The organism is Kribbella sp. NBC_01510 (assembly GCF_045040325.1).
Taxonomy (GTDB): domain Bacteria; phylum Actinomycetota; class Actinomycetes; order Propionibacteriales; family Kribbellaceae; genus Kribbella.
Window position 1 is genome coordinate 7,004,586 of sequence record NZ_CP109418.1, and the last position, 24,037, is coordinate 7,028,622.

22 protein-coding genes are annotated in these 24,037 nt (G+C 68.4%); 11 read left to right on the plus strand and 11 right to left on the minus strand.

Going from position 1 to position 24,037, the window contains the following annotated elements:
- Positions 1–7 precede the first annotated feature (7 nt).
- Complete coding sequence (locus OG558_RS34640; RefSeq protein WP_329477050.1) at positions 8–466, plus strand: PGPGW domain-containing protein; 459 nt, start codon at positions 8–10, stop codon at positions 464–466.
- Here OG558_RS34640 and OG558_RS34645 read toward each other — a convergent pair.
- The gene (locus OG558_RS34645; protein WP_405066748.1) at positions 434–1,621 is read right to left on the minus strand and encodes an FAD-dependent monooxygenase; all 1,188 of its coding nucleotides are present in this window, start codon (positions 1,619–1,621) and stop codon (positions 434–436) included. The two genes, OG558_RS34640 and OG558_RS34645, sit on opposite strands and share 33 nt — an antisense overlap.
- A gap of 84 nt (positions 1,622–1,705) precedes the next feature.
- Between OG558_RS34645 and OG558_RS34650 the strand changes: the two genes are divergently transcribed.
- Entirely contained in the window at positions 1,706–2,395 is a 690-nt protein-coding gene (locus OG558_RS34650) for a TetR/AcrR family transcriptional regulator (protein ID WP_405066750.1), read from the plus strand.
- Here the strand turns inward: OG558_RS34650 and OG558_RS34655 are convergent.
- Complete coding sequence (locus OG558_RS34655) at positions 2,376–3,272, minus strand: AraC family transcriptional regulator (RefSeq protein WP_405066751.1); 897 nt, start codon at positions 3,270–3,272, stop codon at positions 2,376–2,378. The genes OG558_RS34650 and OG558_RS34655 overlap by 20 nt on opposite strands.
- A gap of 195 nt (positions 3,273–3,467) precedes the next feature.
- Between OG558_RS34655 and OG558_RS34660 the strand changes: the two genes are divergently transcribed.
- The 4 genes from OG558_RS34660 (at position 3,468) to OG558_RS34675 (ending at position 9,551) form a co-directional block, all read left to right on the plus strand.
- A complete protein-coding gene (locus tag OG558_RS34660; protein ID WP_405066752.1) occupies positions 3,468–6,239 on the plus strand; it encodes a family 78 glycoside hydrolase catalytic domain in 2,772 nt (923 codons plus the stop codon).
- Between the two features lie 64 nt (positions 6,240–6,303).
- On the plus strand, positions 6,304–7,641 hold the full coding sequence (locus tag OG558_RS34665) for an ABC transporter substrate-binding protein (RefSeq protein ID WP_405066753.1): 1,338 nt from the start codon (positions 6,304–6,306) through the stop codon (positions 7,639–7,641).
- A gap of 135 nt (positions 7,642–7,776) precedes the next feature.
- Positions 7,777–8,703, plus strand: coding sequence for a carbohydrate ABC transporter permease (locus tag OG558_RS34670; protein ID WP_405066754.1), 927 nt, complete (start codon positions 7,777–7,779; stop codon positions 8,701–8,703).
- Entirely contained in the window at positions 8,700–9,551 is an 852-nt protein-coding gene (locus OG558_RS34675) for a carbohydrate ABC transporter permease (protein WP_328520743.1), read from the plus strand. The genes OG558_RS34670 and OG558_RS34675 overlap by 4 nt, the downstream gene beginning before the upstream one ends.
- A 279-nt stretch (positions 9,552–9,830) precedes the next feature.
- Here the strand turns inward: OG558_RS34675 and OG558_RS34680 are convergent, their stop codons facing one another.
- On the minus strand, positions 9,831–10,166 hold the full coding sequence (locus OG558_RS34680; RefSeq protein ID WP_405066755.1) for a hypothetical protein: 336 nt from the start codon (positions 10,164–10,166) through the stop codon (positions 9,831–9,833).
- Entirely contained in the window at positions 10,167–11,300 is a 1,134-nt protein-coding gene (locus OG558_RS34685; RefSeq protein ID WP_405066756.1) for an aminotransferase class V-fold PLP-dependent enzyme, read from the minus strand.
- Between the two features lie 26 nt (positions 11,301–11,326).
- Here OG558_RS34685 and OG558_RS34690 point away from each other — a divergent pair, with 26 nt between their 5' ends.
- Entirely contained in the window at positions 11,327–12,079 is a 753-nt protein-coding gene (locus OG558_RS34690) for a glycerophosphodiester phosphodiesterase (RefSeq protein ID WP_405066757.1), read from the plus strand.
- Between the two features lie 54 nt (positions 12,080–12,133).
- The gene (locus tag OG558_RS34695) at positions 12,134–13,507 is read left to right on the plus strand and encodes an MFS transporter (RefSeq protein ID WP_405066758.1); all 1,374 of its coding nucleotides are present in this window, start codon (positions 12,134–12,136) and stop codon (positions 13,505–13,507) included.
- A gap of 406 nt (positions 13,508–13,913) precedes the next feature.
- Here OG558_RS34695 and OG558_RS34700 read toward each other — a convergent pair whose 3' ends face one another.
- Positions 13,914–14,492 (minus strand): TetR/AcrR family transcriptional regulator, encoded by a 579-nt coding sequence (locus tag OG558_RS34700; RefSeq protein WP_405066759.1) that lies wholly within the window; start codon positions 14,490–14,492, stop codon positions 13,914–13,916.
- Between the two features lie 49 nt (positions 14,493–14,541).
- Between OG558_RS34700 and OG558_RS34705 the strand changes: the two genes are divergently transcribed.
- Positions 14,542–15,330 carry a class I SAM-dependent methyltransferase gene (locus tag OG558_RS34705; RefSeq protein ID WP_405066760.1) on the plus strand — a complete coding sequence of 263 codons (789 nt, stop codon included), beginning with the start codon at positions 14,542–14,544 and terminating at the stop codon, positions 15,328–15,330.
- Between the two features lie 42 nt (positions 15,331–15,372).
- Here OG558_RS34705 and OG558_RS34710 read toward each other — a convergent pair whose 3' ends face one another.
- From OG558_RS34710 to OG558_RS34725, 4 genes are read right to left on the minus strand one after another with little or no spacing between them, the layout of a single operon-like run.
- Positions 15,373–15,924 (minus strand): hypothetical protein, encoded by a 552-nt coding sequence (locus OG558_RS34710; protein ID WP_405066761.1) that lies wholly within the window; start codon positions 15,922–15,924, stop codon positions 15,373–15,375.
- Between the two features lie 14 nt (positions 15,925–15,938).
- Positions 15,939–17,171 carry an ABC transporter permease gene (locus OG558_RS34715; protein WP_405066762.1) on the minus strand — a complete coding sequence of 411 codons (1,233 nt, stop codon included), beginning with the start codon at positions 17,169–17,171 and terminating at the stop codon, positions 15,939–15,941.
- Positions 17,171–17,863 (minus strand): ABC transporter ATP-binding protein, encoded by a 693-nt coding sequence (locus OG558_RS34720; RefSeq protein ID WP_405066763.1) that lies wholly within the window; start codon positions 17,861–17,863, stop codon positions 17,171–17,173. Before OG558_RS34720 ends, OG558_RS34715 begins: the two co-directional genes overlap by 1 nt.
- A complete protein-coding gene (locus OG558_RS34725; RefSeq protein ID WP_405066765.1) occupies positions 17,853–19,208 on the minus strand; it encodes an efflux RND transporter periplasmic adaptor subunit in 1,356 nt (451 codons plus the stop codon). Before OG558_RS34725 ends, OG558_RS34720 begins: the two co-directional genes overlap by 11 nt.
- Positions 19,209–19,454: 246 nt before the next feature.
- Here OG558_RS34725 and OG558_RS34730 point away from each other — a divergent pair, with 246 nt between their 5' ends.
- Both OG558_RS34730 and OG558_RS34735 read left to right on the plus strand, forming a co-directional pair.
- On the plus strand, positions 19,455–19,826 hold the full coding sequence (locus OG558_RS34730) for an RNA polymerase-binding protein RbpA (protein ID WP_130448290.1): 372 nt from the start codon (positions 19,455–19,457) through the stop codon (positions 19,824–19,826).
- Positions 19,827–19,899: 73 nt separating this feature from the next.
- Positions 19,900–21,054, plus strand: a complete 1,155-nt coding sequence (locus OG558_RS34735) for a GDSL-type esterase/lipase family protein (RefSeq protein WP_405066766.1) — start codon at positions 19,900–19,902, stop codon at positions 21,052–21,054.
- On the opposite strand, the gene OG558_RS34740 is transcribed toward OG558_RS34735, so the two are convergent.
- Entirely contained in the window at positions 21,029–23,341 is a 2,313-nt protein-coding gene (locus OG558_RS34740) for an FUSC family protein (protein ID WP_405066768.1), read from the minus strand. The two genes, OG558_RS34735 and OG558_RS34740, sit on opposite strands and share 26 nt — an antisense overlap.
- Positions 23,342–23,474: 133 nt before the next feature.
- Positions 23,475–23,987 (minus strand): FxsA family protein, encoded by a 513-nt coding sequence (locus OG558_RS34745; RefSeq protein ID WP_405066769.1) that lies wholly within the window; start codon positions 23,985–23,987, stop codon positions 23,475–23,477.
- Positions 23,988–24,037: the final 50 nt, after the last annotated feature.

The window sequence follows — 24,037 nt, forward strand, 5'->3', positions numbered from 1 at the left end:
TTGCATCGTGGCCGAGCAGAACAGTCCCGACCGCACTGATCACAACATCACGCTGGACGCTCAGGACGACCGGTGGGAGTGGCGGCGGCGGATCCGGGCGAATCCGAGGAAGCTCCTGATCTACCGCATCGGCGTCGGGGTGGTCGGTGGGTTGCTGATCATCGCCGCGCCTTTGACCGGCTGGCTGCCCGGACCGGGCGGCATCCCGTTGTTCATCGCCGGCCTCGCCGTACTGTCCAGCGAGTTCGAGTGGGCTCAGCGCCTGCTCTATCGGGTCCGGGACTGGGTGAAGGCACTCACCGCCTGGACCGGCAGGCAGCCCGCCTGGCTGAAGGCGCTCGGCACGCTCGCCCTCTTCCTCTGCGTGATCGTCGCGATCTGGCTCTACCTAGCCGTGCTCGGTGTCCCGGGATGGTTCCCGGACCCCTGGGAGTCATTCCTCCACAAGCTCCCCTTGCTGCACTGAGTAGTTGGGCAGCTCGATCAGGTTGCTCATCTTCTGGGCCATCTTGAGCATCTGCTTGAGGAAGAACCGGTTGTCGAGGATCCGGTTCCGCGCGATGATCCCGAGCCTGGTGGCCGGCGCGAGGAACCGTCCGGCCTGACTGCCATCCTGTGTGGTCGAGACCGCCTTGCGCAGCCGTGCCTCGTACCGCTCGAACGCGGCCTGGTAGTCGCCGCCCGCTCGCGCCAACTCCCCCGCCAGGACGTACGCCCCCACGACCGCCGTACCCGTGCCGAGCGCCCCGAAGGTCGCGCCGTACCCGGCGTCGCCGAGCAGCACGAGCCGGCCGTTGGACCAGCGATCCACATGCACTCGGCTGATCGAGTCGAAGTACAACTCAGTTGCCGCCGGCAACCCATCGAGTAATGCCGGCACGTGCCAGCCGAGATCCGCGAAATGCTCACGCACGATGGCCTTCTGCTCGTCCTGGTCGCGCCGGTTGTATCGCAGCTCCGGTGACCTGAACACGAACAGCGTCTGCGCCAGCGCGGGGTCGCGCCGGTCCGCACCAACACTCGCCAACCTCCCAGGCACGTTGTAGTGGAGCCCGTCACCGCTGATGCCCATCGTGTTCGGCACCTCCCAGCCGGCGACGTAGTACCCGAGATGACGCTCGGTCACCCGCTCCGCCGGCCAGGCCAGCCGGCGTACCACCGAATGCATCCCGTCCGCGCCGATGACGAGGTCGTACGTCTCCTCCAGCCCGCTCTCGAAGCGCACATCCACCCCGCCGACATGCTCACGCAGTCCGGCGATCGAGTCGCCGAACCGGTACGCCGCCCGCTCGCGACTGTGCTCGTACAACACCCGGGACAGGTCCGCGCGCAGGACCTCGAGCTCACCGCCCGCGAACTCGGCGGGCAACCGCATCAGCCGCCGCCCGGACTCGTCCACGAACCGCATCGCGGTGCCACCGGTCTGGAGCGCCCGGAGATCATCCAGCACGCCCATCCGGCCGAGCACGGCCTTGTTCACCTCGCCCCGGAAGTCCACGGCGTACCCGCCCTGCCGCAACGCCGGCGCGATCTCGACCACGGTCACGTCGTGGCCGGCCCGTCCCAGCCAGAGCGCCACCGACGGGCCCGCGACACTCGCACCCGATACCAGAACCTTCATCTCCGCCTCCTGACTTATTGTGTCCGTCGGACACAATAATGTGTATGGTAGACACAGTTCAAGCGCATCCGGAAGGGAGCACCGATGACCGAACTGCTCTGGGGCAGGCAGCCGGCGCCGAGTCGCGGCCCGAAACCGGCGATCACCCTGACCGGGATCGCCGAGGCCGCGATCCGGATCGCCGACGCGGAAGGACTCGACGCGGTCTCGATGCAGCGCATCGCCGGCGAGCTGCCGGTCACCAAGATGGCGCTCTACCGCTACGTGCCCGGCAAGACCGAACTCCTCGCCGTGATGAGCGACCTGGCGATGGGCGCACCGCCGGAGCGGCCCGGCCTGCCGTGGCGCGAAGCACTGCAGATGTGGGCGATGGACCTCTACGCGGGCTTCAGTCGTCACCCCTGGCTACTGCAGTCGACCATCGGACGCCGCCTGCTCGGGCCGAACGAACTCGCCTGGATGGAGCAGGGGCTCGCAGCCCTCGGCGACTCGGGCCTGCGTGGCGGCGAGCAGCTCGACTCGATCCTGGTCATCACCAGCCACGTCCGGAACATCGCCCAGCAGTCGACGACCTTCCCCGGTCACAGCGTCGGCCTCACCGAGGAGGAGGTGACCCAGTCACTGGCCGAGATCCTCAGCACCGAGTCCGAGCGTTTCCCCAATCTCGCCGCGGCCCTGCGCACCGCGGCCGGCAGCGAGAACCAGGGCCTCGAGTTCGGCCTCGACCGCATCCTCGACGGTCTCGAGCTGCTGATCAGTGCACGGAAGGACTGATCCGCAGCGAATTGAAACGATGCCGATAGGTCGATGCGCTGAGCCCGTAGTGGGACTTGAATCGGCGGGCGAAATAGTTCTGATCGGGCCACCCGACGGACTCGCCGATCCGGCTGATCGGCAGGTCCGTGTGCAGCAACTGGTCGGCCGCGAGCTCGACCCGATGCCGGGACAGATAAGCCATCGGCGGCATCCCGGTCACCGACTTGAACAACCGGACCAGGTACCCGGGCGCAAGATGCAATGCGTTCGCCAGATCGGTCAGCGTCCACGGCCTGGCCGGATCCGCCTCCATCATCCGCATCGCGTCCAGTACGGCGGGATGCGTCTGCTCGCCGCGGTCGTCCCGCTCGGCGACCGTCCGCGCCACGCAACTCAGGTACAACGACAGCCAGCCGATCACCTCACCGCGATGCCGGCTCAGCGGCCGGTTCCGCAACTGCCGCAAACCGTCGAGATGCCCGATACCTTCTCGCAGAGTGTCCGGGTCGAGGTGCGTGGTCAGCATCCCGCGGCGCTGCGCCGAGAAAGGTCCAGTCCACAACAGGTAACCCAGTAAGGGATCCTCGCGCGCCCAGGCGAGCTCGCGGCGGACGAGGTCGGCCGAGAAGCAGCAGTTGTAGACCTCGAGAGAACTACATTCCTCATATTCGTGCCAGACGCCCGGACGGAGCAGGATCGCGTCCCCGATCTGGAGGCGCTGCCGGCCGGCGAGGCTGTGATGAACGCCGTCGCCGCCGATCACCAGGGCGAGCTCGAAGAAGCTGTGCGTGTGCAGCGGATGCGAGTCCTCGTGCACGTGCGGACCGGCGTGCACCACCGTCCCTTCGACGAAGTGCAGCACGGTCCCGCGGGTCCTCACCGGCTCGTCGGCCATGCCTCACGATACGGGCCAAGGTGCATTTTGTGCTACCACGAGTGCACTCCGGGCTAGTCCCCAGCGACTACCAGCCGCAGGATCGGGGAACAGGCGAAACGTCCCTGATACGTCGCAGCCATCAATCCGCAACAGAACGAGGCGTTTCGCCGGAACACCCAATGAATCGTTTCACTCGACGTCGGTTGGAGACTCATGTCGAACCTCGCCGCACCCACTTCGCTCCGCTTCGAACACCGGGCCGCCCCCGTCCTGGGCCTCGGCACCGCGACCCCACGGTTGTCGTGGCAGGTTGCGGCCGCGGACGCCGACTACGCGCAGACGGCGTACGAGGTCGAGATCACCACCGGGACAGCGCAGGTCTACACGGTCCAGTCCTCCGAGCAGGTCCTGGTTCCGTGGCCGGGTGACCCGCTCGCCTCCCGGGAGTCGGCGCAGGTCCGGGTGCGCGTCCGCGGCAACGGCGACTGGAGTGACTGGAGCCGGCCCGCGACCGTCGAGGTCGGCCTGCTCGGCTCGGACGACTGGACCGCCCGCTTGGTGAGCCCGCGTGACAACAGCTACGGCTCCCCCGCTCCCCTGCTCGCCGGTGTCGCCGACCTGCCGGACGGCATCGTCAAGGCCCGCCTGTACGCGACCGCGCACGGCGTCTATCTCCCCGAGCTCAACGGCGAACGGGTCGGCGACGAAGAGCTGGCGCCCGGCTGGACGGCGTACCAGTATCGGCTGCGCTATCAGACGTACGACGTGACGAGCCTGGTCCGGCCTGGTGAGAACAGGCTCGAGTTCCTCGTCGGCAACGGCTGGTACCGCGGCCGGCTCGGCTTCCAGGACCAGAAGGAGGTGTACGGCAACCGCCTCGCGGTCCTCGCCCAGCTCGAGGTCACCACGGCCGATGGTCAGGTCCACACCTTCGGCAGCGACGACACCTGGACCTCACGCGAGAACGCGGTCCTCGCCGACGACCTGTACGACGGCCAGCGCACCGACCTCCGCCGTACGCCGGGAGAGCCCACACCTGTCGACGTGCTCGACGCCGACCTCGGTCTGCTCGTCGCACCCGACGGCCCGCCGGTCCGCATCACCGACGTCCTGCCGGCGATCGAGATCAGTACGTCGCCCTCCGGCAAGACCCTGATCGACTTCGGCCAGAACCTGGTCGGCCGGGTCCGGCTGACGGTCCGGGGCGGCGCCGCGGGCGACGAGGTCGTCCTGCGGCACGCGGAGGTCCTCGAGCACGGCGAGCTCGGTGTCCGCCCGCTCCGTACCGCCAAGGCCACCGACTCCTACATCCTGGCCGGATCCGACGAGGTCACCCTCGACTCGCCGCTCACCTTCCACGGCTTCCGGTACGCCGAAGTGACGGGCGTCAGCGATCTCCGGAAGGAAGACCTCGAGGCGATCGTGGTCGGCAGCGACCTGCCGCGCACCGGCTGGTTCGACTCCTCGCACGCACTGCTCAACCGGTTCCACGAGAACGTGGTCTGGGGTATGCGCGGCAACTTCGTCGACGTGCCGACCGACTGTCCGCAGCGCGACGAGCGGCTCGGCTGGACCGGCGACATCCAGGTCTTCTCGCCCACTGCGAGCTTCCTGTTCGATACCGCCGGCTTCCTGACCAACTGGCTGGCCGACCTCTCGGCCGAGCAGCAGAAGGACGGCTCGGTGCCGTTCGTCGTACCGGATGTGCTCAAGAACTCGGCACCGGCCACGGCCGCATGGGGTGACGCGGCAACGATCGTCCCCTGGGTGATCTACGAGCGCACCGGCGACGCCGGTCTGCTCGCGCGCCAACTGCCGAGCATGCGGGCCTGGGTGGACAAGATGGCGGACCTGGCCGGCGACGACCTGCTCTGGTCCGGCGGCTTCCAGTTCGGTGACTGGCTCGACCCGACCGCTCCGCCGGAGAACCCCTTCCGCGCGAAGGCGGACCCGGATGTCCTCGCCACCGCTCACCTGGCCCGCTCGGCCGAGGTCGTTGCCAAGGCCACAGAGGTCGTCGGCGATGCCGACCTGGCCCGCGAGTACGCCGACCTCGCGGCGCGCGTCCGGCGGGCGTTCGCCGCGGAGTACACCACCGAGGGTGGACGCGTACTGAGCGATGCGACCACCAACTACGCGCTCGCGCTCCAGTGGGCCCTGCTGCCGACGGAGAGCCAGCGGGAGCGCGCCGGCGAGCGCCTTGCGGATCTGGTCCGGACGGCAGGTTTCCGGATCAGCACCGGATTCGTCGGTACGCCGCTGATCGCCGACGCGTTGGCCGATTCCGGACATCCTGACCTCGCATACCGCCTTCTGCTACAGACAGCCTGCCCCTCTTGGCTGTACTCAGTGACGATGGGCGCGACGACGGTCTGGGAACGCTACGACAGCATGCTGCCCGACGGCAGCATCAACCCCGGCCAGATGACGTCGTTCAACCACTACGCGCTCGGCGCCGGCGCCGACTGGATGCACCGACGGGTGGCGGGCCTCGCGGCCGGCGACCCCGGCTACCGCACGATCGTCGTACGGCCGCTCTTCACCTCGCACCTCACCGCCGCATCGGCCAAGCACATCACGCCGTACGGCGAGGCCGCGGTGGCGTGGACGCGGTCCGAAGGCGAGATCCGGCTCAGCGTGACCGTGCCGGTCGGCTCGCGTGCACAGGTCGCCGTACCCGGTGAGAGCGAGCCGGTCGAGGTCGGCCACGGCACGCACGAGTGGACCGCGACGTACGCCGAGACGCCCGCGCTGCCCGCGGAGCCGACGGTCCGGCAACTCATCGACCACGAGTCCAGCTGGGACACCTTCGTCGCCGCGGCCGTCGAGACCGAGGTCGTCGCCGACGACGGTGAGCTGGCCGCCCGGCTGGAGCGGTACCTCGACCTGCCCGCGAGCCAGCTGGTCGACGCGATCAGCCGGCGCGACTTCTCCCCCGCTGCCCAAGCCCTGCAGGCGAAACTCGACGCCCTGCTCGAAAACTGACCCTGTTCCACCGACCACCGCCCCGCTGCCGATGCCCTGAAGAAACATCCCCTTGGAGGTCAAGATGACATTCCGCCCAGGCAGGAGAGGACTGGCCGTCAGCACTGTTCTGGCCGTCTCCTCGCTCGCCCTGACCGCGTGCAGTGCGGGCAGTCTCGGTTCCAGCGACAACGCCGGCGGTGGCTCGGTCGAGATCACGTACCTGACCACCAACCAGGACCAGGACGTGAAGGAGGCCGAGCAACTGGCCAAGGACTTCCACGCGAAGAACCCCAGCATCACCGTGAAGGTGGAGACCCGGCCGGGTGGCACCGAAGGGGACAACCTCATCAAGACCCGGTTGTCCACCGGCGACATGGTCGATGTGTTCAACTACAACACCGGGTCGCTGTTCAATGCGATCGCACCGCAGAAGAACCTGCTCTCGGTCAACGACGAGCCGTGGGTCGCCGACCTGGACGACAACTTCAAGAAGACCGTGACGGCCGACGGCCAGGTGTACGGCGCACCCGTCGGCGGCTTCCAGGGCGGTGCGGTCCTCTACAGCATCCCCGTCTACACCAAGCTCGGGCTGAAGGTGCCGACGACCTGGGCCGAGTTCATGGCCAACAACGCCAAGATCAAGGCGTCCGGTGGCGGCGTCGCACCGGTGATCCAGACCTATGGCGAGACGTGGACCTCGCAGCTGTTCGTCCTGGGCGACTTCCACAACGTGTCGGCGGCCGAGCCGGACTTCGCCGACAAGTACACCCAGAACCAGGCGAAGTACGCGACGTCGCCGGCCGCGCTCAAGGGATTCGAGCACACCGAGGCCGTCCACGACGCCGGGTACGAGAACAAGGACTTCGCCTCGGCCAAGCTGCCGGACGGTCTCAAGATGCTTGCCACCGGCAAGGGTGCGCACTACCCGATCCTGTCCGGCGTGGTCGCCAACATGGTCGCCACCTACCCCGACGCGGCCAAGACCGTCGGCCTGTTCGCGCTACCTGGTGACGACGCGAGCAAGAACGGCCTGACGTTGTGGACACCGGGTGGTCTCTACATCCCGAAGTCCACCACGGGTGACAAGCTGGACGCCGCCAAGAAGTTCCAGGCCTTCGTCGCCAGCCCGGACGGGTGCAAGTCGCAGAACACGGCCGGCGCACCGACCGGTCCGTACGCGGTCAAGGGCTGCACGCTCGGGGACGACGTACCCCAGTCGATCAAGGACATGCAGCCGTACCTCGACAAGCCGGGTGCGTCCAGCCTGGCGCTGGAGTTCCTCTCGCCGGTCAAGGGCCCGTCGCTCGAGCAGATCACCGTCGAGGTGGGTTCGGGCATCCGGAAGGCGAAGGACGGCGCCGCCCGGTACGACGAGGACGTGAAGAAGCAGGCGCAGCAGCTCGGACTGGCGGGTTGGTGAGGTTTGTGACCGGCGCTCTGCTCCTCAGTCCAGCTCGGGAGGCGCCATGACCGTATCGATGCCACGCCTCCGGCGCGGCGGGTCATGGGGCTTTGACTCCCGCCCTTCCCTCGTCAGTCCAGGACGGGAGGCCCCATGACCGTCACCTCCACACGCCCGGACGCGCGCAGTGACGCGACCCCGGCCGCAGCCGCGGCCGGGGGGAAGGTCTACTCGCCGTACTCGTTCTGGTTCTACCTGCCCACCGCGGTGATCTACACCGTGCTGTTCCTCGTTCCGACCTTTGCCTCCTTCTACTACAGCCTGACCCGGTGGAGCCTGTTCGAGTCGAAGTTCATCGGGTTCGACAACTTCAAGCTGTTCTTCCAGGAGCCGGCTCTGGTCAAAGGCTTCACCAACACGCTGATCTACGCGGTGGTGACGTCGGGGTCGAAGGTCGTGCTCGGCCTGCTGCTCGCCGTACTGCTCACGTCCAGGATCGTTGGCCGCGCGTACCTCCGCTCAGTCGTCTTCTTCCCGGTGCTGGTCAGCACGATCGGCGTCGGTCTCACCTTCACGGTGCTGATGAACCCCGAGCGCGGCCTGATCAACGGCGCGCTGGGTGTGATCGGTATCAACGGACCCGGGTGGCTCACCGACCCGAAATGGGCGTTGATGTCGATCGCCGCCGTCGACGTGTGGAAGGGCGTCGGGCTCGCGACCCTCATCTACATCGCCGGCATCGTGTCGATCCCGCGCGAGTACATGGAAGCCGCTCGCGTCGACGGAGCCGGGGCGTGGGAGACGTTCCGGCGGATCGTGCTGCCGCTGTGCAAGCCGGCCACCGTCACCGTGATCATCCTGTCCCTGATCGGCGGCCTGCGGTCGTTCGAGCTGATCTGGGCGATGACACGCGGCGGGCCCGGGTTCACCTCGGACGTGATCGCGTCGGTGATCTACAAGCAGTACCAGGCCGGGTTCTACGGCCTGTCGACGGCCGGCAACGTCGTGCTGTTCGTGGTGGTCACCGCGATCATCCTGCCGCTGTCATGGTTCCTGAACCGCAAGGAGGTGGACCTGTGAGCACCGCCGAGCTCGTCAACCACAAACCGGGCCGGAACTACCTGCTCAGCGCCGTCGCGATCGTGGCCTCGATCGTGGTGTTCGTGATCCCCTTCGCGTTCATCGTGCTGACCGCGGTGAAGGACCGGCAGCAGTCCGCGGATCTGAGCTTCTCCTGGCCGCACCAGTTCCGGATCGTGCAGAACTTCGTCGAGGTGGTCAAGGCCCGCGACTACATGCTGGTGATCGCCTTCATCAACAGCACGATCCTGACCGTGGCCAGCGTCACCGGGATGGTGGTGCTCGCGGCCATGGCCGGGTTCGTGCTGCAGCGGCGCAAGAGCAGGTGGAACGGCTTCATCAACTTCCTCGTGCTGTCCGGGTTGATCATCCCGCCGGCCGTCGTACCGACGATCTGGGTGCTGCAGAAGCTCGGCCTGTTCAAGACCATGCCAGGACTGATCCTGATCGAGATCGCGTTCGGGTTGTCGTTCTGCATCCTGCTGTTCCGGGCGTTCGTCGCGACCATCCCGCGGGAGCTGGACGAGGCGGCGATCATCGACGGCGCGGGTCCACTCCGGTTGTTCTTCGGGGTGATCTTCCCGTTGCTGAGATCCGTCATCGTGACCGTGGTCGTGGTGCAGTCGGTCAACGTGTTCAACGACTTCGTGAACCCGTTGTACTTCCTGCCCGGCGACAAGAACGCCACGGTCCAGCTGACCCTCTACAACTTCTCCAGTCAGTTCACCACCCAGTACAACCTCCTCTTCATGAACATCCTGCTGATCACGATCCCGCCACTGATCATGTTCCTGTTCTTCAACCGCCAGATCGTCGCCGGCCTGACATCAGGCGCGGTCAAGGGCTGACGCTCGCGGGGAGCTGGGACAGGGTGTGGTGGGCTGACACCTGATATTTCCTGTCCCAGCCCACCACCGATCAGGCGAACCTCGGACACCAAACGGAGACCTCGGGCACCGCATCAGATGTCCGCACTCCCGAGAGGGTGTCCGCGCTTCCCCGCTCGGCGCCGCGGTGACCAGCACGCGGACCCTGCGGATCGGACGACGGACCTTCAGGGCGATGCGTACCGACGGACGGGTAGTAGTCGAGCCACCCCATCAAGCACACCCGAGCCCCCGCGCAAACTATCCCAACCGCGCCGGAGCTGATCGACAACTACCCGTCCGTCGGTACACCTCATGCGGCACCTCGACGGACGTGCGGGTCCGGATGCTCAGGCGGGCTTGCGTACCAGCAGATAGCCCTGCGGTTCTTTTCTCCGGCGGTAGCGGAGCGCGAGCCAGGGTGGCTACCTCGGCGAAGCCGGCGGCACTGAGCAGACCGGTGACGTCGGCCGGATCGAAGGTGTAGACCTCCAGGTCGACGTCATGACCGTACGCGCTGGCGAGGTGCCGGCCGCCGGAGCCGATCTTGAACGCGTGCACGAGGTAGCCGCCGGGCTGCAGCACGCGGTATGTCATTCACGCGAGGACTTCAGGGAGCCGCTCCGACAGTTTCTGGTAGTCCTGCAGCGAGTTGTAGGCGTGGATGGACAGCCGGATGAAGCCGCGGTTGTCGAAGCCGGTCAAGGTGATCTCGGCCTTGAGGTCGCGGGAGACGCGCTCCTTGATCGCCTCGCCGGCGGTGAGGTCGACGGTGGACGGCAGCTCGACCAGGCGCATCGTCGGCGTCTGCCGGGCGAGCTGCGCGATCCCGGTCCCGAGCGCCTTCGCCACGATCTTCGCGCCCTCGTCGATCATCGCGCTCAGCTGCGTACGCCGTACCGGCCATTCCAGCTCGTCGAGCACGCGGAGCGACTCCGGCGCGGCGATCCACGGCGCGTAGTCGTAGGTGCCCTGCATGTCGAACCGCTCCGGCAGCCGTTCGTCGTACTCCGACCAGGACACGATCAGCGGGAGCGTCGCCGACCGCCAGCGCTCCGCGACCACGAGACCGGCCGTCGCACGCGGTGCGGCCGGCCACTTGTGGAAGTTGCCCGTCCAGAAGTCGGCGCCGTCGGCCGCCGGGGCGTCGATCAGCCCTGGAGCATGCGCGCCGTCGACGACGACCGGGACACCGCGGTCGTGGCACACCTCGACCAGCGCCGCGATCGGGAAGACCATCGCGGTCGCCGAGCTGATCTGATCCACGATGAGGGCGGCGGCGTCGTCCAGGTGGGCCGCGAGCAGCGCGACCACGGTCTCGTCGTCGGCCTCCAGGGGTACGTCGACGATGACCACCTCGGCCTGGTTCAGCCGGGCGAAGCGCTCGGCGGCGTACCGGACCGCGCCGTAAGCGTGGTTGGTCAGCACGATCCGGCTGCCCGCCCGGATCGGCAGCGTGGCCAGCGCGGCGGTCACGCCGGCGCTCGCGTTCGGGACCAGCGCGAAGCCGGCGGGATCGGTCCGCAGGAACGACGCCAACTCGAGGCGGCTCGCGGTCAGTCGCGCCGCGACCGCGCGGAACCAGGCCATCGGGTTCGCGTCGGCCTCCGTGCGGAGGGCGGCCAGGACCTCTTGGGTCCGCCGCGGCACAGCGCCGTACGAACCATGGTTGAGGTGCAGGACCTCGGGGTCGAGGGTCCACAGGTCGGGGCGGGGGCTCAGTAGCGTCACCAGCCAAACGGTACATACTTCCTGTCGTGTATCCCTACCTCGACCACGACGGGCCGATCGCGATGGCCCATCGGGGCGGCGCGCTGCACCCGGACAACATCGGCTACGAGAACTCGCTGCACGCGTTCCAGAACGCGGTGGACCTCGGGTACCGCTACCTCGAGACCGACCTGCACGCCACCAGCGACGGGGTCGTGATCGCCTTCCACGACAGCAAGCTGGACCGGGTCACCGACCGGACCGGGGTCGTGGCGGAGCTGCCCTGGTCCGAGGTCAGCAAGGCCAGGATCAACGGCCACGAGCCCATCCCCCGCCTGGACGAGCTCCTCGAGCACTTCCCGGACGTCCGGTTCAACCTCGACATCAAGGCCGAGAACGGGCTGAAGCCGGCGGCCGGCGTCCTGCGGGCCGCGAACGCGATCGACCGGGTCTGCGTGTCGTCGTTCTCCCAGTCCCGCGTACGGCGGATCCGTAAGGATCTCGGTCCGCGCCTGTGCACCGGGTACGGCGAGTTCGAGATCGTGCTGATCCGGTTCCTGCCCTTCGCGCTCAAGTCCGGCGGGGCGTGTCTGCAGATCCCCGACGGATACGGCCCGTTGCGGGTGCTCACGCCTGGGTTGATCAAACGAGCGCATGCCCGGGGCAAGCAAGTGCATGCCTGGACCGTGGACGATCCGGCCACCATGCGGCGGATGCTGGACGCCGGCGTGGACGGCCTGATCACCGATCGCACCGATCTGCTCCGCGACGTCCTGGTCGAGCGGGGCCAGTGGGATTGAAGTGTTATCCGCGGGAACGCCGCATCGTCGCCGGGACCTGACACACTTCCGCGCATGGGACTTCTCTCCGCCCCGGCCGCGGTGGACAAGCGCGAGTACTGGGGGTTCAGCGCCTTCGACTGGGCGAACTCCGGCTATGTCACCACGGTCGGCACGGTCCTGTTCGCGCCGTACCTGACGTCGGTCGCCGAGACCGCGGCCTGCGGGTACGCCGGTACGACGGACAGGCCGTGCAACACCAACCTCGACGTCCTCGGGTTGGGCATCTCCCCTGGTTCCCTCGCCTTCTACGTCGTCACGGTGGCGACTCTGGTGTCGGCCCTGTTCCTGCCGGTGGTGGGGGCGATCGCGGACCGAATGTCCCGCAAGAAGGTGCTGATGTGCGGGTTCGCCTGGGTCGGCGCGCTGGCGGCGTGCTCCATGGTGTTCGTGGGCGGCGGCCGCTGGTTGCTCGGCGCTCTGCTGCTGTTCGTCGGCAATCTGTGCCTGGGCTCGTCACTGGTCGTCTACGACTCGATCCTGATCGACATCGCGCCGCCGGACCAGCGCGACACCGTCTCGTCCCGCGCGTGGGCGTTCGGGTATGCCGGTGGGTTCATCCTGCTGCTCCTCAACCTCGCCGTGGTCACCGCGCACGACGCGCTCGGGATGAGCCAGGGGACGGCCGTCCGTCTCAGCCTGCTCAGTGCCGGGCTGTGGTGGGGGGCGTTCACGTTCATCCCGTACGTGCGGTTGCGGAACCGGCCTCCGACGAGCGTCGAACCGGTGCGGAGCAGGGGCCTGGTGCGCCAGAGCTTCGGGCAGTTGGCAGCGACGCTCAAGCACCTGCGGAGCTATCCGATGACGCTGCTGTTCCTGGTCGCGTACCTGTTCTTCAACGACGGGATCCAGACGGTCATCTCGGTGTCGTCGACGTACGGCGAGAAACAGCTCGGTTTCGCGACCCAGGTGCTGATCGCGACGATCCTGCTGGTGCAGTTCGTGGCGTTCTTCGGGGCGCTGGCGTTCGGCCGGTTCGCCCAGCGGTACGGCGCGCACCGGACGATCACCGGCGGTCTGGTGGTCTGGATGCTGATCGTGATCGCCGGGTTCCTGCTACCCGCCCACCAGATCGTGCCGTTCCTGGTGATGGGCATCGCGATCGGCATTGTCCTCGGCGGCACCCAGGCGCTGTCGCGGTCCGCCTTCAGCCAGCTGATCCCGAAGGGCCGCGAGGCCGAGTACTTCTCCCTCTACCAGGCCGGCGAGCGCGGTACCTCCTGGCTCGGCACCCTCGTCTTCGGGCTGGTCCACCAGCTCACCGGCTCCTACCGCCCGGCCATCGTTGCCCTCGGCCTCTTCTTCCTCATCGGCCTGATCCTGCTGACCCGCGTCGACATGCGCCGAGGCATCACCGAAGCCGGCAACGCCCAGCCCGCAATCGTCTAGCGCCGCCGGTGCGGGCCGGTCTGGTGCGGACGGTGGCTGGGGTGTGCAGCTCGACAGGAGGTGTCCGCCCCGGCCTCGACCGGGCCGGCCGGGCCAGGCGTGAATGCCTCGCCCGACCAGCACCCCTGGACCGACACCTCCTGTCGAGCTTGCACACCAGCCGACCTCACTCACTTCGCCAACATCCAGCAGAAGAGCCGGATAACCGCTCGCACGGCACGGACTCCGACACCCGCCGACGTCGTGACACCCAACCCGCCGCCTGGGTTGCGGAGCCGCCATCGAGCCGGCGCGGCTTGTGGGTCAGCCAACCAGCCGGTGGGTTGGCCCACCGGATTCTGGTTTGCCAACCCTCACACTGACGGGTCAACCCACCGCAGCTGGCCCCGACCTGTCTGGATGCGCACTAACCGGGTACGACAGAGGCGACAAGCTTCTGCACCTGCTGCCGACTCGGCCGGATGCCGGTCCGATCTGCGAACAGCATGTGGGTGGAGCCGATCAGGGTGAGCGCGAGCGTGTCGACGTCCGCGCCGGCGGGGATCCGGCCGAGGTCGCGCTCAGCTTTCAGGTAGTCGATGATGATGTGCCCGGCGTCGGTAAGGATCGGTACGCCGGTCGGGATTGCCTGCCGCAGCCGCGCGCGCAGCCCGTCGCGCGAGATCGTCAGGCTGATGATCGCCACTGCCACCGACCCGAACAGCTCGGTCAGCATGGTGGTCAGGTTGTCCGCCACACTCCCCCGCCCGACGGACTCCCGCAGTACGGCGGCCTGACCGTCGAGCCGCTGGATCCGATCCAGCACCAACTCGGCCAGGAAGCCGTCGAAGTCCGTGAAGTGCCGGTGCAGCACGCCCTTCGCGCAGCCCGCTTCGGTGGTGACGGCCCGGCTGGTCAGCGCCTCCGGCCCGTCCCGAAGCAGGACGCGCTCGGCCGCGTCGAACAGCTGCTCGCGGGCGTCCCGCAGCGCCACACCTGTCGGCATACGCACCTTCCGTTGACATGAGTGGGCAGACGCCCATTAATGTGGGCGCATGCCCACTTTACCGCACGAGCACCGTGAGATGGCCGAGTCCTTCGGGGCCGGCGCCGACCTCTACGACCGGGCCAGACCGCGCTACCCGGACGCACTCATCGAGGCGATCGTCGCAGCGGCACCGGGCCGGAAGTTCCTCGACGTCGGGTGCGGCACCGGGATTACCTCCCGGCAGTTCCAAGCGGCGGGGTGCCAGATCCTGGGTGTGGACGTCGATGAGCGGATGGCGGAGTTCGCGCGCAGTACGGGCGTCGAGGTCGAGGTGTCACCGTTCGAGTCGTGGGATCCGGCGGGCCGGACCTTCGACGCCGTGGTCGCCGGGATGACCTGGCACTGGATCGATCCGAACGCCGGTGCGGCCAAGGCGGCCGAAGTACTACGACCAGGCGGCCGGCTGGCGGTCTTCTGGTATGTCCTCCAACCGCCGCCCGAGGTGGCCGAGGCCTTCGCCGCCGTTTACCGCGAGGTCCTCCCTGACAGCCCGATGTATCACCGCGTGGTCGCTTCCCCGCTGGGGGCGTACGACGCCTTCCTCGACAAGGCCGCCGACGGTCTGCGCGGGACCGGTGCCTTCGAGGAACTCGAGCGATCGCAGTACCCCTGGAGCCGCGCGTACACGCGCGACGAGTGGCTCGACCAGGTCAGGACCGGAGGCAACGCCAAGCAATTCGCGGACGCCGGCAAGCTCGAGCCACTTCTCACCGGCATGGCCAAAGCGATCGACGAAGCCGGCGGCAGCTTCACCATCGACAGCACCGCGGTCGCACTCACCGCCACCCGGCGCTGACGTGCGCCCGGCCGGGGTGCTGGCCGGGCGCACGGTTCGGGGTTACCGCGACGGCGTGGCGCTCGGGTTGCGGAAGCCTCCGCCGAAGCTTCCCTGGCGGACGGTGTTCGCCGTGATCGTGCCGTTGGTGTTCTGGCCGCTGACGACGACCTGTTCACCCTGCTTGAGGTCCGCCGCGGTGCCCTTGGCGGTGATCTCGTACGTCGTGTCGCCGGTCAGCTTGACCGTGACGTTGCCGTTCTGGGTCTTCACCACGAGCTCGGTACCCGTCGCCGACACGACCGTGCCGATCGCCGCGCCCCCCGGACCGCCTTGGCCGGCGCCCGGTGCCTGCCCGTTGCCGTTCTGGCCGCGGAAGCCGCCGTACCCGCCGCCGAAGCCGCGGCCGCCGGCCTGCGGCTGAGTCGTCGTACTGTCCGACGCGAACGCCGCGTGCAGGCCGGCGCCGCCGGCGAGGCCGATGGCCAGGACCACGATGCCGGCCAGGATCGCCGTCGCCAGTGGCAGGTTGAGGCTCTTCTTCGGCGTCAGCGCCGCGTCGACCTCCTCGTCGGACCCGATCTGCGCGAACTCGTCGGGGTTCTGGTTACTCATCGGGTATGGGCCTCTCACTCGTGTCGTAGTGCGTCGATGGGACGAAGACCGGCGGCTCGGTGCGCCGGCATACTGCCGAAGAACAGGCCGACCGCCGCGGACACGCCGAGCGCGAGTCCGATCGACGACGGCACCAGCACCGGCTGCACACCGGCGAGCTGGAAGCGGGTGACGATCAGCGCGACGCCGACCCCGACGGCGCCGCCGATCAGGCTGAGCAGGGTCGCCTCGATCAGGAACTGGCCGAGGATCGTCCGCCGCCGCGCGCCGAGCGCCTTGCGGATGCCGATCTCCCGGGTCCGCTCGGTGACGGTGACCAGCATGATGTTGGTGACCCCGATCCCGCCGACGACCAGGCTGATCGCGGCGACCGTCGCCAGCAGGGCGGTGAAGGTCGCGGCGGTGTCCTGGCTGGTCTGCAGGATCTGCGCGGAGTTCGTGATCCGGAACGGCGAGGTCTGGTTCGCCGGCACCTGGTGCCGTGCGGTCAGCAACTGCGTGACCTCGGCCTGCGCGGTGTCCACGCGATCCTCGTTCGCCGCCTGGACCACGATCTGGTTGATCGCGCCGTACCCGGCCTGGGTCGCGCGCAGGGTGCTGATCGGCATGATCGCGGTCGCGTTCGGATCCGAGAACCCGGTGCTGTCCTTGCTCGCCAGCACCCCGCGGACGACGAAGTCGACGGCGCCGAGCTTGATCGTCTGACCGACCGCGCTCGCGGGCCGGGTGAACAGCTCGGTCGCGGTCGTCTGCCCGAGCAGGATGACCCGCTGGGAGGTGTCGACGTCCTCCTGGGTGAACGACGCCCCGGTCCCGACCGGCGTGTTGGTGGCCGGCATGTACTCCGGCGTCGTACCGATCACCTGGCTCACCGTGTAGCTGGTGTCGCCGTTCGTCGCCGTCGTACCGCTGCTCGTCATCACCGGGGCGACCGCCGCCACGTCGGGGGCGAGCCGCTCGTCGGCGAGAGCAGCAGCATCGTCGAGGGTCAGGCTGTACTGCTGGGCCGACGGCCCGGCCTGGCCACGCTGGAAGCCGCCGCCACCGCCGGTCGTGGAGACCGTGAGCAGGTTGGTGCCCATGGCCTCCAGCCGGGCCTGGACCGCCTTGCCCGAGCCGTTGCCGACAGCAACCAGCACGATGACCGCGCCGACGCCGATGGAGACGCCGAGGATGGTCAGCAGCGAGCGCAGCTTGTTCGCATTGAGGCCGCGCAAGGCGGCCCCGATCAGGTCGCGAGGTGACATCAGCGGGTCACCTCGTCTGCGACGATCCGGCCGTCGGAGACCTGGATCAGCCGCCGGGCCCGGGCCGCCACGTCATGCTCGTGGGTGATCACGACGACCGTGCGCCCGTCGGCGTTCAGCTGGTCGAACATGCCGAGCACCTCGTCGGTCGAGTGAGCGTCCAGGTTGCCGGTCGGCTCATCCGCGAGCAGGATCCGCGGCCCGGTGGCCAGCGCGCGGGCGATCGCGACACGCTGCTGCTGGCCGCCGGACAACTCGTTCGGCCGGTGATCGGCGCGATCGGACAGCCCGACCAGGTCCAGCGCGCGACTGGCCCGCTCGCGCCGCTCGGCGCGGCGCAGATGAGCGTAGGTGAGCGGGAGCTCGATGTTCGCGAGCGCGCTGGTGCGCGGGATCAGGTTGAACGACTGGAAGATGAACCCGATCTTGCGGCCGCGGACGAGCGCCTGCTGGTCCTCGGTCAGCCGGGCCACGTTGCTCCCGTCCAGCCAGTACTCCCCCCGGCTCGGGACGTCCAGGCAGCCGAGGATGTTCATCAGCGTCGACTTGCCGGATCCGGACGAGCCCATCACCGCGACGTACTCACCGGCCTCGACCCGCAGGGACACCCCGCGGAGCGCGTGCACGGCGGTCTCACCGCTGCCGTACGTCTTGGTGACGTCCCGGATCTCGATCAGGGCGTCAGCGGCCACGGTTGCCCCCGCCGCCTGTGCCCGCGCCCACGCCGGGGAACTGGCCGCCACCGGCGGGGAACTGCCCCTGACCGAACTGCCGACCCTGGCCGGTCTGGTTCGTGGTGCCACCGATCGTGCCCTGTAGCAAGTCGATCCGGTCGCCCTCGTTCAGGCCGGAGGTGATCTGGGTGAAGCTGCCGCCGCGGACGCCGACCTTCACCTCCCGCGTCCCGCCGCCGTCGGCCATCGTGACGGTGTACGTCGTACCGCTGGTGGCGATCGCCGTGCTCGGGACGTAGAGGGCGTTGGTCGCCTTCGCGGTCTGCACGGTGACGTTGGCGGTCTGGCCGATCCGGGCGTTCGCCGGCAGCTTGGCCAGCGAGAAGGTGGCCGAGTACGAGACGACGCCGTTCGTCGTGGTCGGCGTCGGCGACACGGACACCAGCGTGGCGGTGAGCGTCGTACCCGGCTCGGCGTTCAGGGTGACGGTGGCGGACTGGCCGGCCTTGATCTTGATCGCGTCCGCCTCGGCGAACGACGCGACCACCTGGAGTGCCTTCAGGTCCGAGATGTCGACGAAGCCGGAGCCCGACGTGGTCGTCGTACTCGAGCTGGTCGACCCTGAACCTTGACCTGAGGTCGAGCCTGAACCGGAGCCGGAGGCTGACCCCGAACCGGTACTCGAACCGCCGGTCACCGAGCCGACCGAGCCGTTGATCGCGGTGATCGTGCCCGCGATCGGTGCCTTCAGCGTGGTCGCGTCGACCGCGGCCTGGGCGCCCTCGACGTCCTGGTCGGCCTGCTCCTTGTCCGCCTTCGCCCGGGCCAGGCTCGCCTCGGCGTTGCTGACGGCAACCTCCGGGTTCTGGGTCTGGTTCTGGGACTGCGTCTGCTGCTGGCCGTTGGTCGGCGTCGGGCTCGGCGAGGCCGACGCCTCCGCTGCGGCCTCGGCGGCGTTCTGGGCGTCGTCGAGCGACTCCTGCGCGGCAGTGACCGAGTTGGCCGCCGCGATCTGGTTCTGATCGGCGATCCGGAGCTGCCGCTCGGCGGCGGACGGATCGACCTTCGCGACCGCCGCGCCCTTGGCGACCACCTGGCCGACCTTCACCAGGATCTGGGTGACCGTGCCGGAGGTCTCGAACTGCGGTGACGCGTTCTGGGAACTCTGCAGGGTGCCGCTGGAGCTGACGCTGGCGGTCACGTCCCCGCGGGCCACTGCCGCCGTCGGGCGAGTCGCACTCGCAGCTGGTTGGTCCTTTCGGAAGAACAGGAAGTACGCCGTGAGGGCGATGGCCAGGACGATGGCCACCAGGGCCACGTTGACGAAGCTGAGGCCACGGAGCTTGTGGCGGGGTAGCACCATGGACGCAGACGCTAGGGCCGTTTGCTGAGGATCTGATCCCCGATTCCTGGCAACTGGCTGTGAACTGTCCATCGGTTCGGTGCGTCGTACGTCGGACGCATCGCGACACACCGTGATGAGTGAACGCTCGATGACAGGGCGTCACGACGGTGCTGTCAGGTGCGTACCTGGGGCTCGGGCATGCCAAAATGGGAATGATCCGGGCCGGCCGACCGTTGGCACGGATGACGATCTCGGAGGTATCACATGTCTAATCGCGTACTGCGTGGTTCGGGGCTGGGTGGGGTCAGCTTCGAGGATGACCGCGGTGTCGAGTTCGCGCCGCGCCAGATGATCACGTATGACTGCCCCCGCGGCCACGTGGTCGAGGTGACCATGGCGCACGACGCCGAGGTGCCCGCGGTCTGGGAATGCCCGCACTGCGGCAGCGAGGCCGCCCGGTCCACCGGCGAGAAGCCGGAGCCGAAGCAGGAGAAGCCGGCGCGTACGCACTGGGACATGCTGCGCGAGCGTCGCAGCATCTCCGAGCTGGAGGAGCTGCTGGCCGAGCGGGTCGAGTTGCTCCGCAAGGGCGAGATCGGCCCCGCCCACCTGCACCGCACCAAGCGCACCGCCTGATCAAGGCCCTGACGGGCTCTCACCGCAACGGCGCGGTGAGGGTCCGTTTTTCATGCCCTGAGAGGTATTTCACATGATCACCACCCCCATCACGGCCTCGCTCCAGCGAGGGGCGCTCGACCTTGAGCTGACCGACCGTGGCCTGCTGCCGCACCGGCTGCCCGCCTGGGCGCGGCAGCAGTACGACGACGGTCAGCTGGAGATGGCCGAATCCCAGCCGTCCGGGGTGCGGCTCGTGTTCCGGACCCGGGCGACCGTCGTCGAGCTGGAGACGCTGCTGACCAAGCGGGAGTATGTCGGCGCTCCCCCGCGACCGGACGGCGTCTACGACCTGGTCGTCGACGGGAAGCTGACAGCTCAGGCCACCGTGGACGGCGGGGATGTCATCACGATCGACCTGATGACCGGGTCCACCGAGAGCCGGCGTGGTGAGTCACGGACGCTGCGCTTCGACGGACTGAGCGACGTACTGAAGACCGTCGAGCTCTGGCTGCCGCACAACGAGACCACCGAACTCGTTGCCCTGCGCACCGATGCACCGATCGAGCCGGTCCCTGCCGACGGCCGACGGGTGTGGGTGCACCACGGCAGCTCGATCAGTCATGGCTCGGACGCCGGCAGCCCGACAGCCATCTGGCCGGCACTGGCCGCGGCTCACGGTGGAGTGGAGCTGGTGAATCTCGGCTTCGCGGGCAGCTCGTTCCTTCAGCCGTTCGTCGCCCGCACGATCCGAGACACGCCCGCGGACCTGATCAGCCTGAAGCTCGGTATCAACATCGTGAACACCGACTCACTCCGCCTCCGAAGCTTCACCCCCGCCGTCCACGGCTTCCTGGACACCATCCGCGACGGCCACCCCGACACCCCGCTCTTGGTCATCTCCCCCATCCTCTGCCCGATCCACGAGCACACCCCTGGCCCCACCGGCTGGGACCTGTCCGCCCTCGCCGAAGGCCACCTCCGTTTCGCCGCGACCGGCGCCCCAGAGGAAGTTGCCACCGGCAAGCTCACCCTCTCGGTGATCCGCGCCGAGCTGTCCCGGATCATCGCCCAACGCGCCACCGCCGACCCCAACCTCCACTACCTGGACGGCCGCACCCTCTACGGCGAACCAGATAACACCGCCCACCCGCTACCCGACGACCTGCACCCCGACCCCGAAACCCACCGAATCATGGCCACCCGCTTCGCCGCGCATAGCTTCAGCGCGAAAGGCCCCTTCGCCTGAGGCGCTGGGACCTGGGCCAGGAACTGGCGGGGGCCGTTGTGGTTTGGCTGGCTGCGGCAGCGAGGCTTGGCTGGAGGCGGCGTACGACGTCCAGATGATCGCTGGTCCACAGGATGCGGATCGCTGTCGGGGTCGCTTGGCCGTCAGGGTCGTACAGGTCGCGGCGTACTGCCACCATCAGTTGAGCTTTGGTCGTATGGTCGTGCGGGAGTGGATCGGGCACCCGGCCGTGGCCGTCCAGGGCGTTGGCAAGGGTGGTGTACCACTCGAGAAGCCGGTCCGCCAACGTGAGCAGTGCGGACTGTGCGGCGGCCCGGTCCTCCGAGGCCGGTTGACCACCGGCGTACCGCTCCCAAAGCTCGACAACTGCGTCCGCCGCCAACCGGACTCCGACCACGCCGGTGACCAGGGCAGTCATCTCGCTCAGCGGGACCGGCTTCGCTCCGCGCTCGGCGAGGTAGGTGCGGAAGGCATCATCCAGTCGGCGGGCTGCGGCCGCTGTTCGGCGGCTGTCCTGTGGTGTGGCCGGGCGGGACCCGGGAACGCAGCAGGACACGGCGTACCCGACGACGCTGACCAGGTAGCGCGCACTGTCCACGTACGCCTCCGCCAGCGCCTTTCCGACCGCGGCGGACGCCCCTCGCGGCCAGAACAACAGACCGACGAGCAAGCTCACCGCGCAGCCGAGCGCGATGTCCTCGATGCGGAACAGGATGAGCGACCAGCCTTCAGGCTGAGCGATGTTGAAGAGGATCACCAAGGTGACCGTGAACGCTGCCTGCCCTGTCGCGAAGGAGACCGCGGCAGGGGCGATGCCGGCGAAAAGCACCGCGATCGGCAGCAGAATCCACAGCGCCACGGTGTTCTCACCGATCAGCACCAGCAGTCCGGCCCCCACCAGCGAGCCGACGACCGTACCGCCGATAGCACGGTAGGCGTTGTGACCGGTGTTGAGCGCGTTGGAGCGAAGCACCGACAACGCTCCGAGAACGACCCAGAAGGCATGCTGGACACCGGTGACGTTCGCGACCGCGACGGCGATCGCCAGCGCGGCCGCGCCGCGGATGCTGTTGTGCAGCCACACCGAGTGTGGCTCGAGGTGTGCGGCGGCGCGTTCTGCCGCGCTGACGAGCGGATCTGTGAGTGACCGTGGCTCGCGACCGAGCAGGCGGTCCATCCACTTTCGCTGGTCCGCGGCCCGCGCGATCTCGACGTTCTGCGCGATCAGCAGTACCCCGAAGGCAATCTCCTGCGCCCTGAAGGACACGTTGAGACTGCCGAGAAACCCGGCCGTGCCGGGCTCCTCCCCCACTGTGCCGTACGCCGATGGCAAGCGGGCCACCGCGCCTTCTTCGAGCGCCGCGACGGCATTGCGAAGCGCCTCTGCCGCGGTGGCCAGTTGGTCCGGGGCGACCCTCGGATCCGCCAGGAGTTCCGCACTGAGATCCAGTACGGTCGCTGCCGCGAAATGAACTTCGGACGAGTCCGGATCGCTCGCCGCTCCCTGCGCGGTGGCAGGACTGAACTCGCCAAGGATCGCACTCAACCAGGTGAGTTCGTCGACCAAGCGCACCAGTGCCCTGGACCCCATGGACAGGCCGGTCGGCCGATACGGCGTCGCGGTGAAGGTACGCCGCAGTTCGTCGATGAGGGTCGCCGCCTCTTGCGTCTTCATGGCGCATACCTCGACGGTGTCCCGTGCTTCGGCGCGAAGCTGCGTCGCAGCGGCTCGGCAGACTCGTGCGGCCGGTGCCCCGAGCGGATCAACCGCTGGTCTCGGCCAGAGCAGCCAGACGGCGAGGACAGCGGCTGCGGCAGCAAGAGATACGCCGGCCAGTCGGTCCGGCAGCATCGAGAGCGGCGCGGGCGTCGCCACCGAGAGGATGAACGCGAGCAGCAAAGAAGTGCTGGCAACTGCCAGCACTGAGCTGACGACACCGGAGAACAGTACGGCGAAGCCCACGACGACCGTAGCCGCTGTCGCCGTCCACGCGGACTGCCCTGCGAGTGTGCCCAGCGAAACAAGCACGAGCCATGCCACCGCGAGCTGAACCTGCGCCCGGATGCGCTGCACTGTGGTCCCCGGGAAGTCGACCAGCAGCAACATCGCAAACGCGCCGAACGCGGCAAACGTCGCCACCACCGGGGATTCGATCACCTCGGCGCAGAACGCGAACAGCGCCGGCATCACCACCGCCGTCCTGGCGGCCCGTCGGGTCGCGGCCAGCCCGGGATCCCGGCGCCGCAGCCACGCCGTGACGCGTCCGCCCAGCACCATCACGCCCATCCCGACCTTCACTCGCCGGCCCGATTCCCGATCGTGCCAGTCTGCTCCACCCGATCGCTCAGGTCACGCGGTGCGCGCGGAGGTCCCGACCGAAGAACCTCCGCACAGACGATGGCCCTCCGGCGAGGAAGACCTACTTCGTATCCGGGTCGATGACCTCGCCCTGGACGACGTCGCCTGAGGACTGCGGTGGCCGGGTCGGGCCGCCGGCGCCGGGGATGAAGCCGCCTAGTCCCGAATCACCCAGACCGGAACCACCCAGTCCGGCGCCGCCCAGTTGGCCGGCGAGCCTGCGGTTGAAGAAGGCGGACATGCCACGGCGCGCGAGCGGCCGGGTGAAGGGAAGGACGAAGAAGAAGCCGAAGATGTCGGTGACGAAGCCCGGTGTGAGCAGCAGCGTCCCGCCCACCAGCACGAGCGCGGCGTCGGCCAGTTCACGCCCGGGCATCTTGCCGGTCTCGAACGAGCTCTGCAGGGCCCTCCAGGCCCGTCGGCCCTCGCGCTTGATGATCCAGGCGCCGAGCGCACTCTCGACGAGCAGCAGGGCGACCGTCGGCCAGCCGCCGATCACCTGACCGATCTGGATGATCACGTAGATCTCCACGATCGGCACCACCAGCAACGCGAGCGCCACGAACCACGGCATGTCCTGCCCCTTCCTGCCTGAGTCACCAGCGTACGGAACGGATGGGAACG

Coding starts and splice junctions, on each gene's coding strand:
- OG558_RS34740 (WP_405066768.1), bottom strand. CDS start 23,341: ATGGGCGTGATGGTGCTGGGCGGACGCGTCACGGCGTGGCTGCGGCGC.
- OG558_RS34680 (WP_405066755.1), bottom strand. CDS start 10,166: ATGACATACCGCGTGCTGCAGCCCGGCGGCTACCTCGTGCACGCGTTC.
- OG558_RS34725 (WP_405066765.1), bottom strand. CDS start 19,208: ATGGTGCTACCCCGCCACAAGCTCCGTGGCCTCAGCTTCGTCAACGTG.
- OG558_RS34655 (WP_405066751.1), bottom strand. CDS start 3,272: ATGGCCGACGAGCCGGTGAGGACCCGCGGGACCGTGCTGCACTTCGTC.
- OG558_RS34665 (WP_405066753.1), top strand. CDS start 6,304: ATGACATTCCGCCCAGGCAGGAGAGGACTGGCCGTCAGCACTGTTCTG.
- OG558_RS34745 (WP_405066769.1), bottom strand. CDS start 23,987: ATGCCGTGGTTCGTGGCGCTCGCGTTGCTGGTGGTGCCGATCGTGGAG.
- OG558_RS34670 (WP_405066754.1), top strand. CDS start 7,777: ATGACCGTCACCTCCACACGCCCGGACGCGCGCAGTGACGCGACCCCG.
- OG558_RS34730 (WP_130448290.1), top strand. CDS start 19,455: ATGTCTAATCGCGTACTGCGTGGTTCGGGGCTGGGTGGGGTCAGCTTC.
- OG558_RS34735 (WP_405066766.1), top strand. CDS start 19,900: ATGATCACCACCCCCATCACGGCCTCGCTCCAGCGAGGGGCGCTCGAC.
- OG558_RS34715 (WP_405066762.1), bottom strand. CDS start 17,171: ATGTCACCTCGCGACCTGATCGGGGCCGCCTTGCGCGGCCTCAATGCG.
- OG558_RS34695 (WP_405066758.1), top strand. CDS start 12,134: ATGGGACTTCTCTCCGCCCCGGCCGCGGTGGACAAGCGCGAGTACTGG.
- OG558_RS34705 (WP_405066760.1), top strand. CDS start 14,542: ATGCCCACTTTACCGCACGAGCACCGTGAGATGGCCGAGTCCTTCGGG.
- OG558_RS34700 (WP_405066759.1), bottom strand. CDS start 14,492: ATGCCGACAGGTGTGGCGCTGCGGGACGCCCGCGAGCAGCTGTTCGAC.
- OG558_RS34650 (WP_405066750.1), top strand. CDS start 1,706: ATGACCGAACTGCTCTGGGGCAGGCAGCCGGCGCCGAGTCGCGGCCCG.
- OG558_RS34645 (WP_405066748.1), bottom strand. CDS start 1,621: ATGAAGGTTCTGGTATCGGGTGCGAGTGTCGCGGGCCCGTCGGTGGCG.
- OG558_RS34710 (WP_405066761.1), bottom strand. CDS start 15,924: ATGAGTAACCAGAACCCCGACGAGTTCGCGCAGATCGGGTCCGACGAG.
- OG558_RS34660 (WP_405066752.1), top strand. CDS start 3,468: ATGTCGAACCTCGCCGCACCCACTTCGCTCCGCTTCGAACACCGGGCC.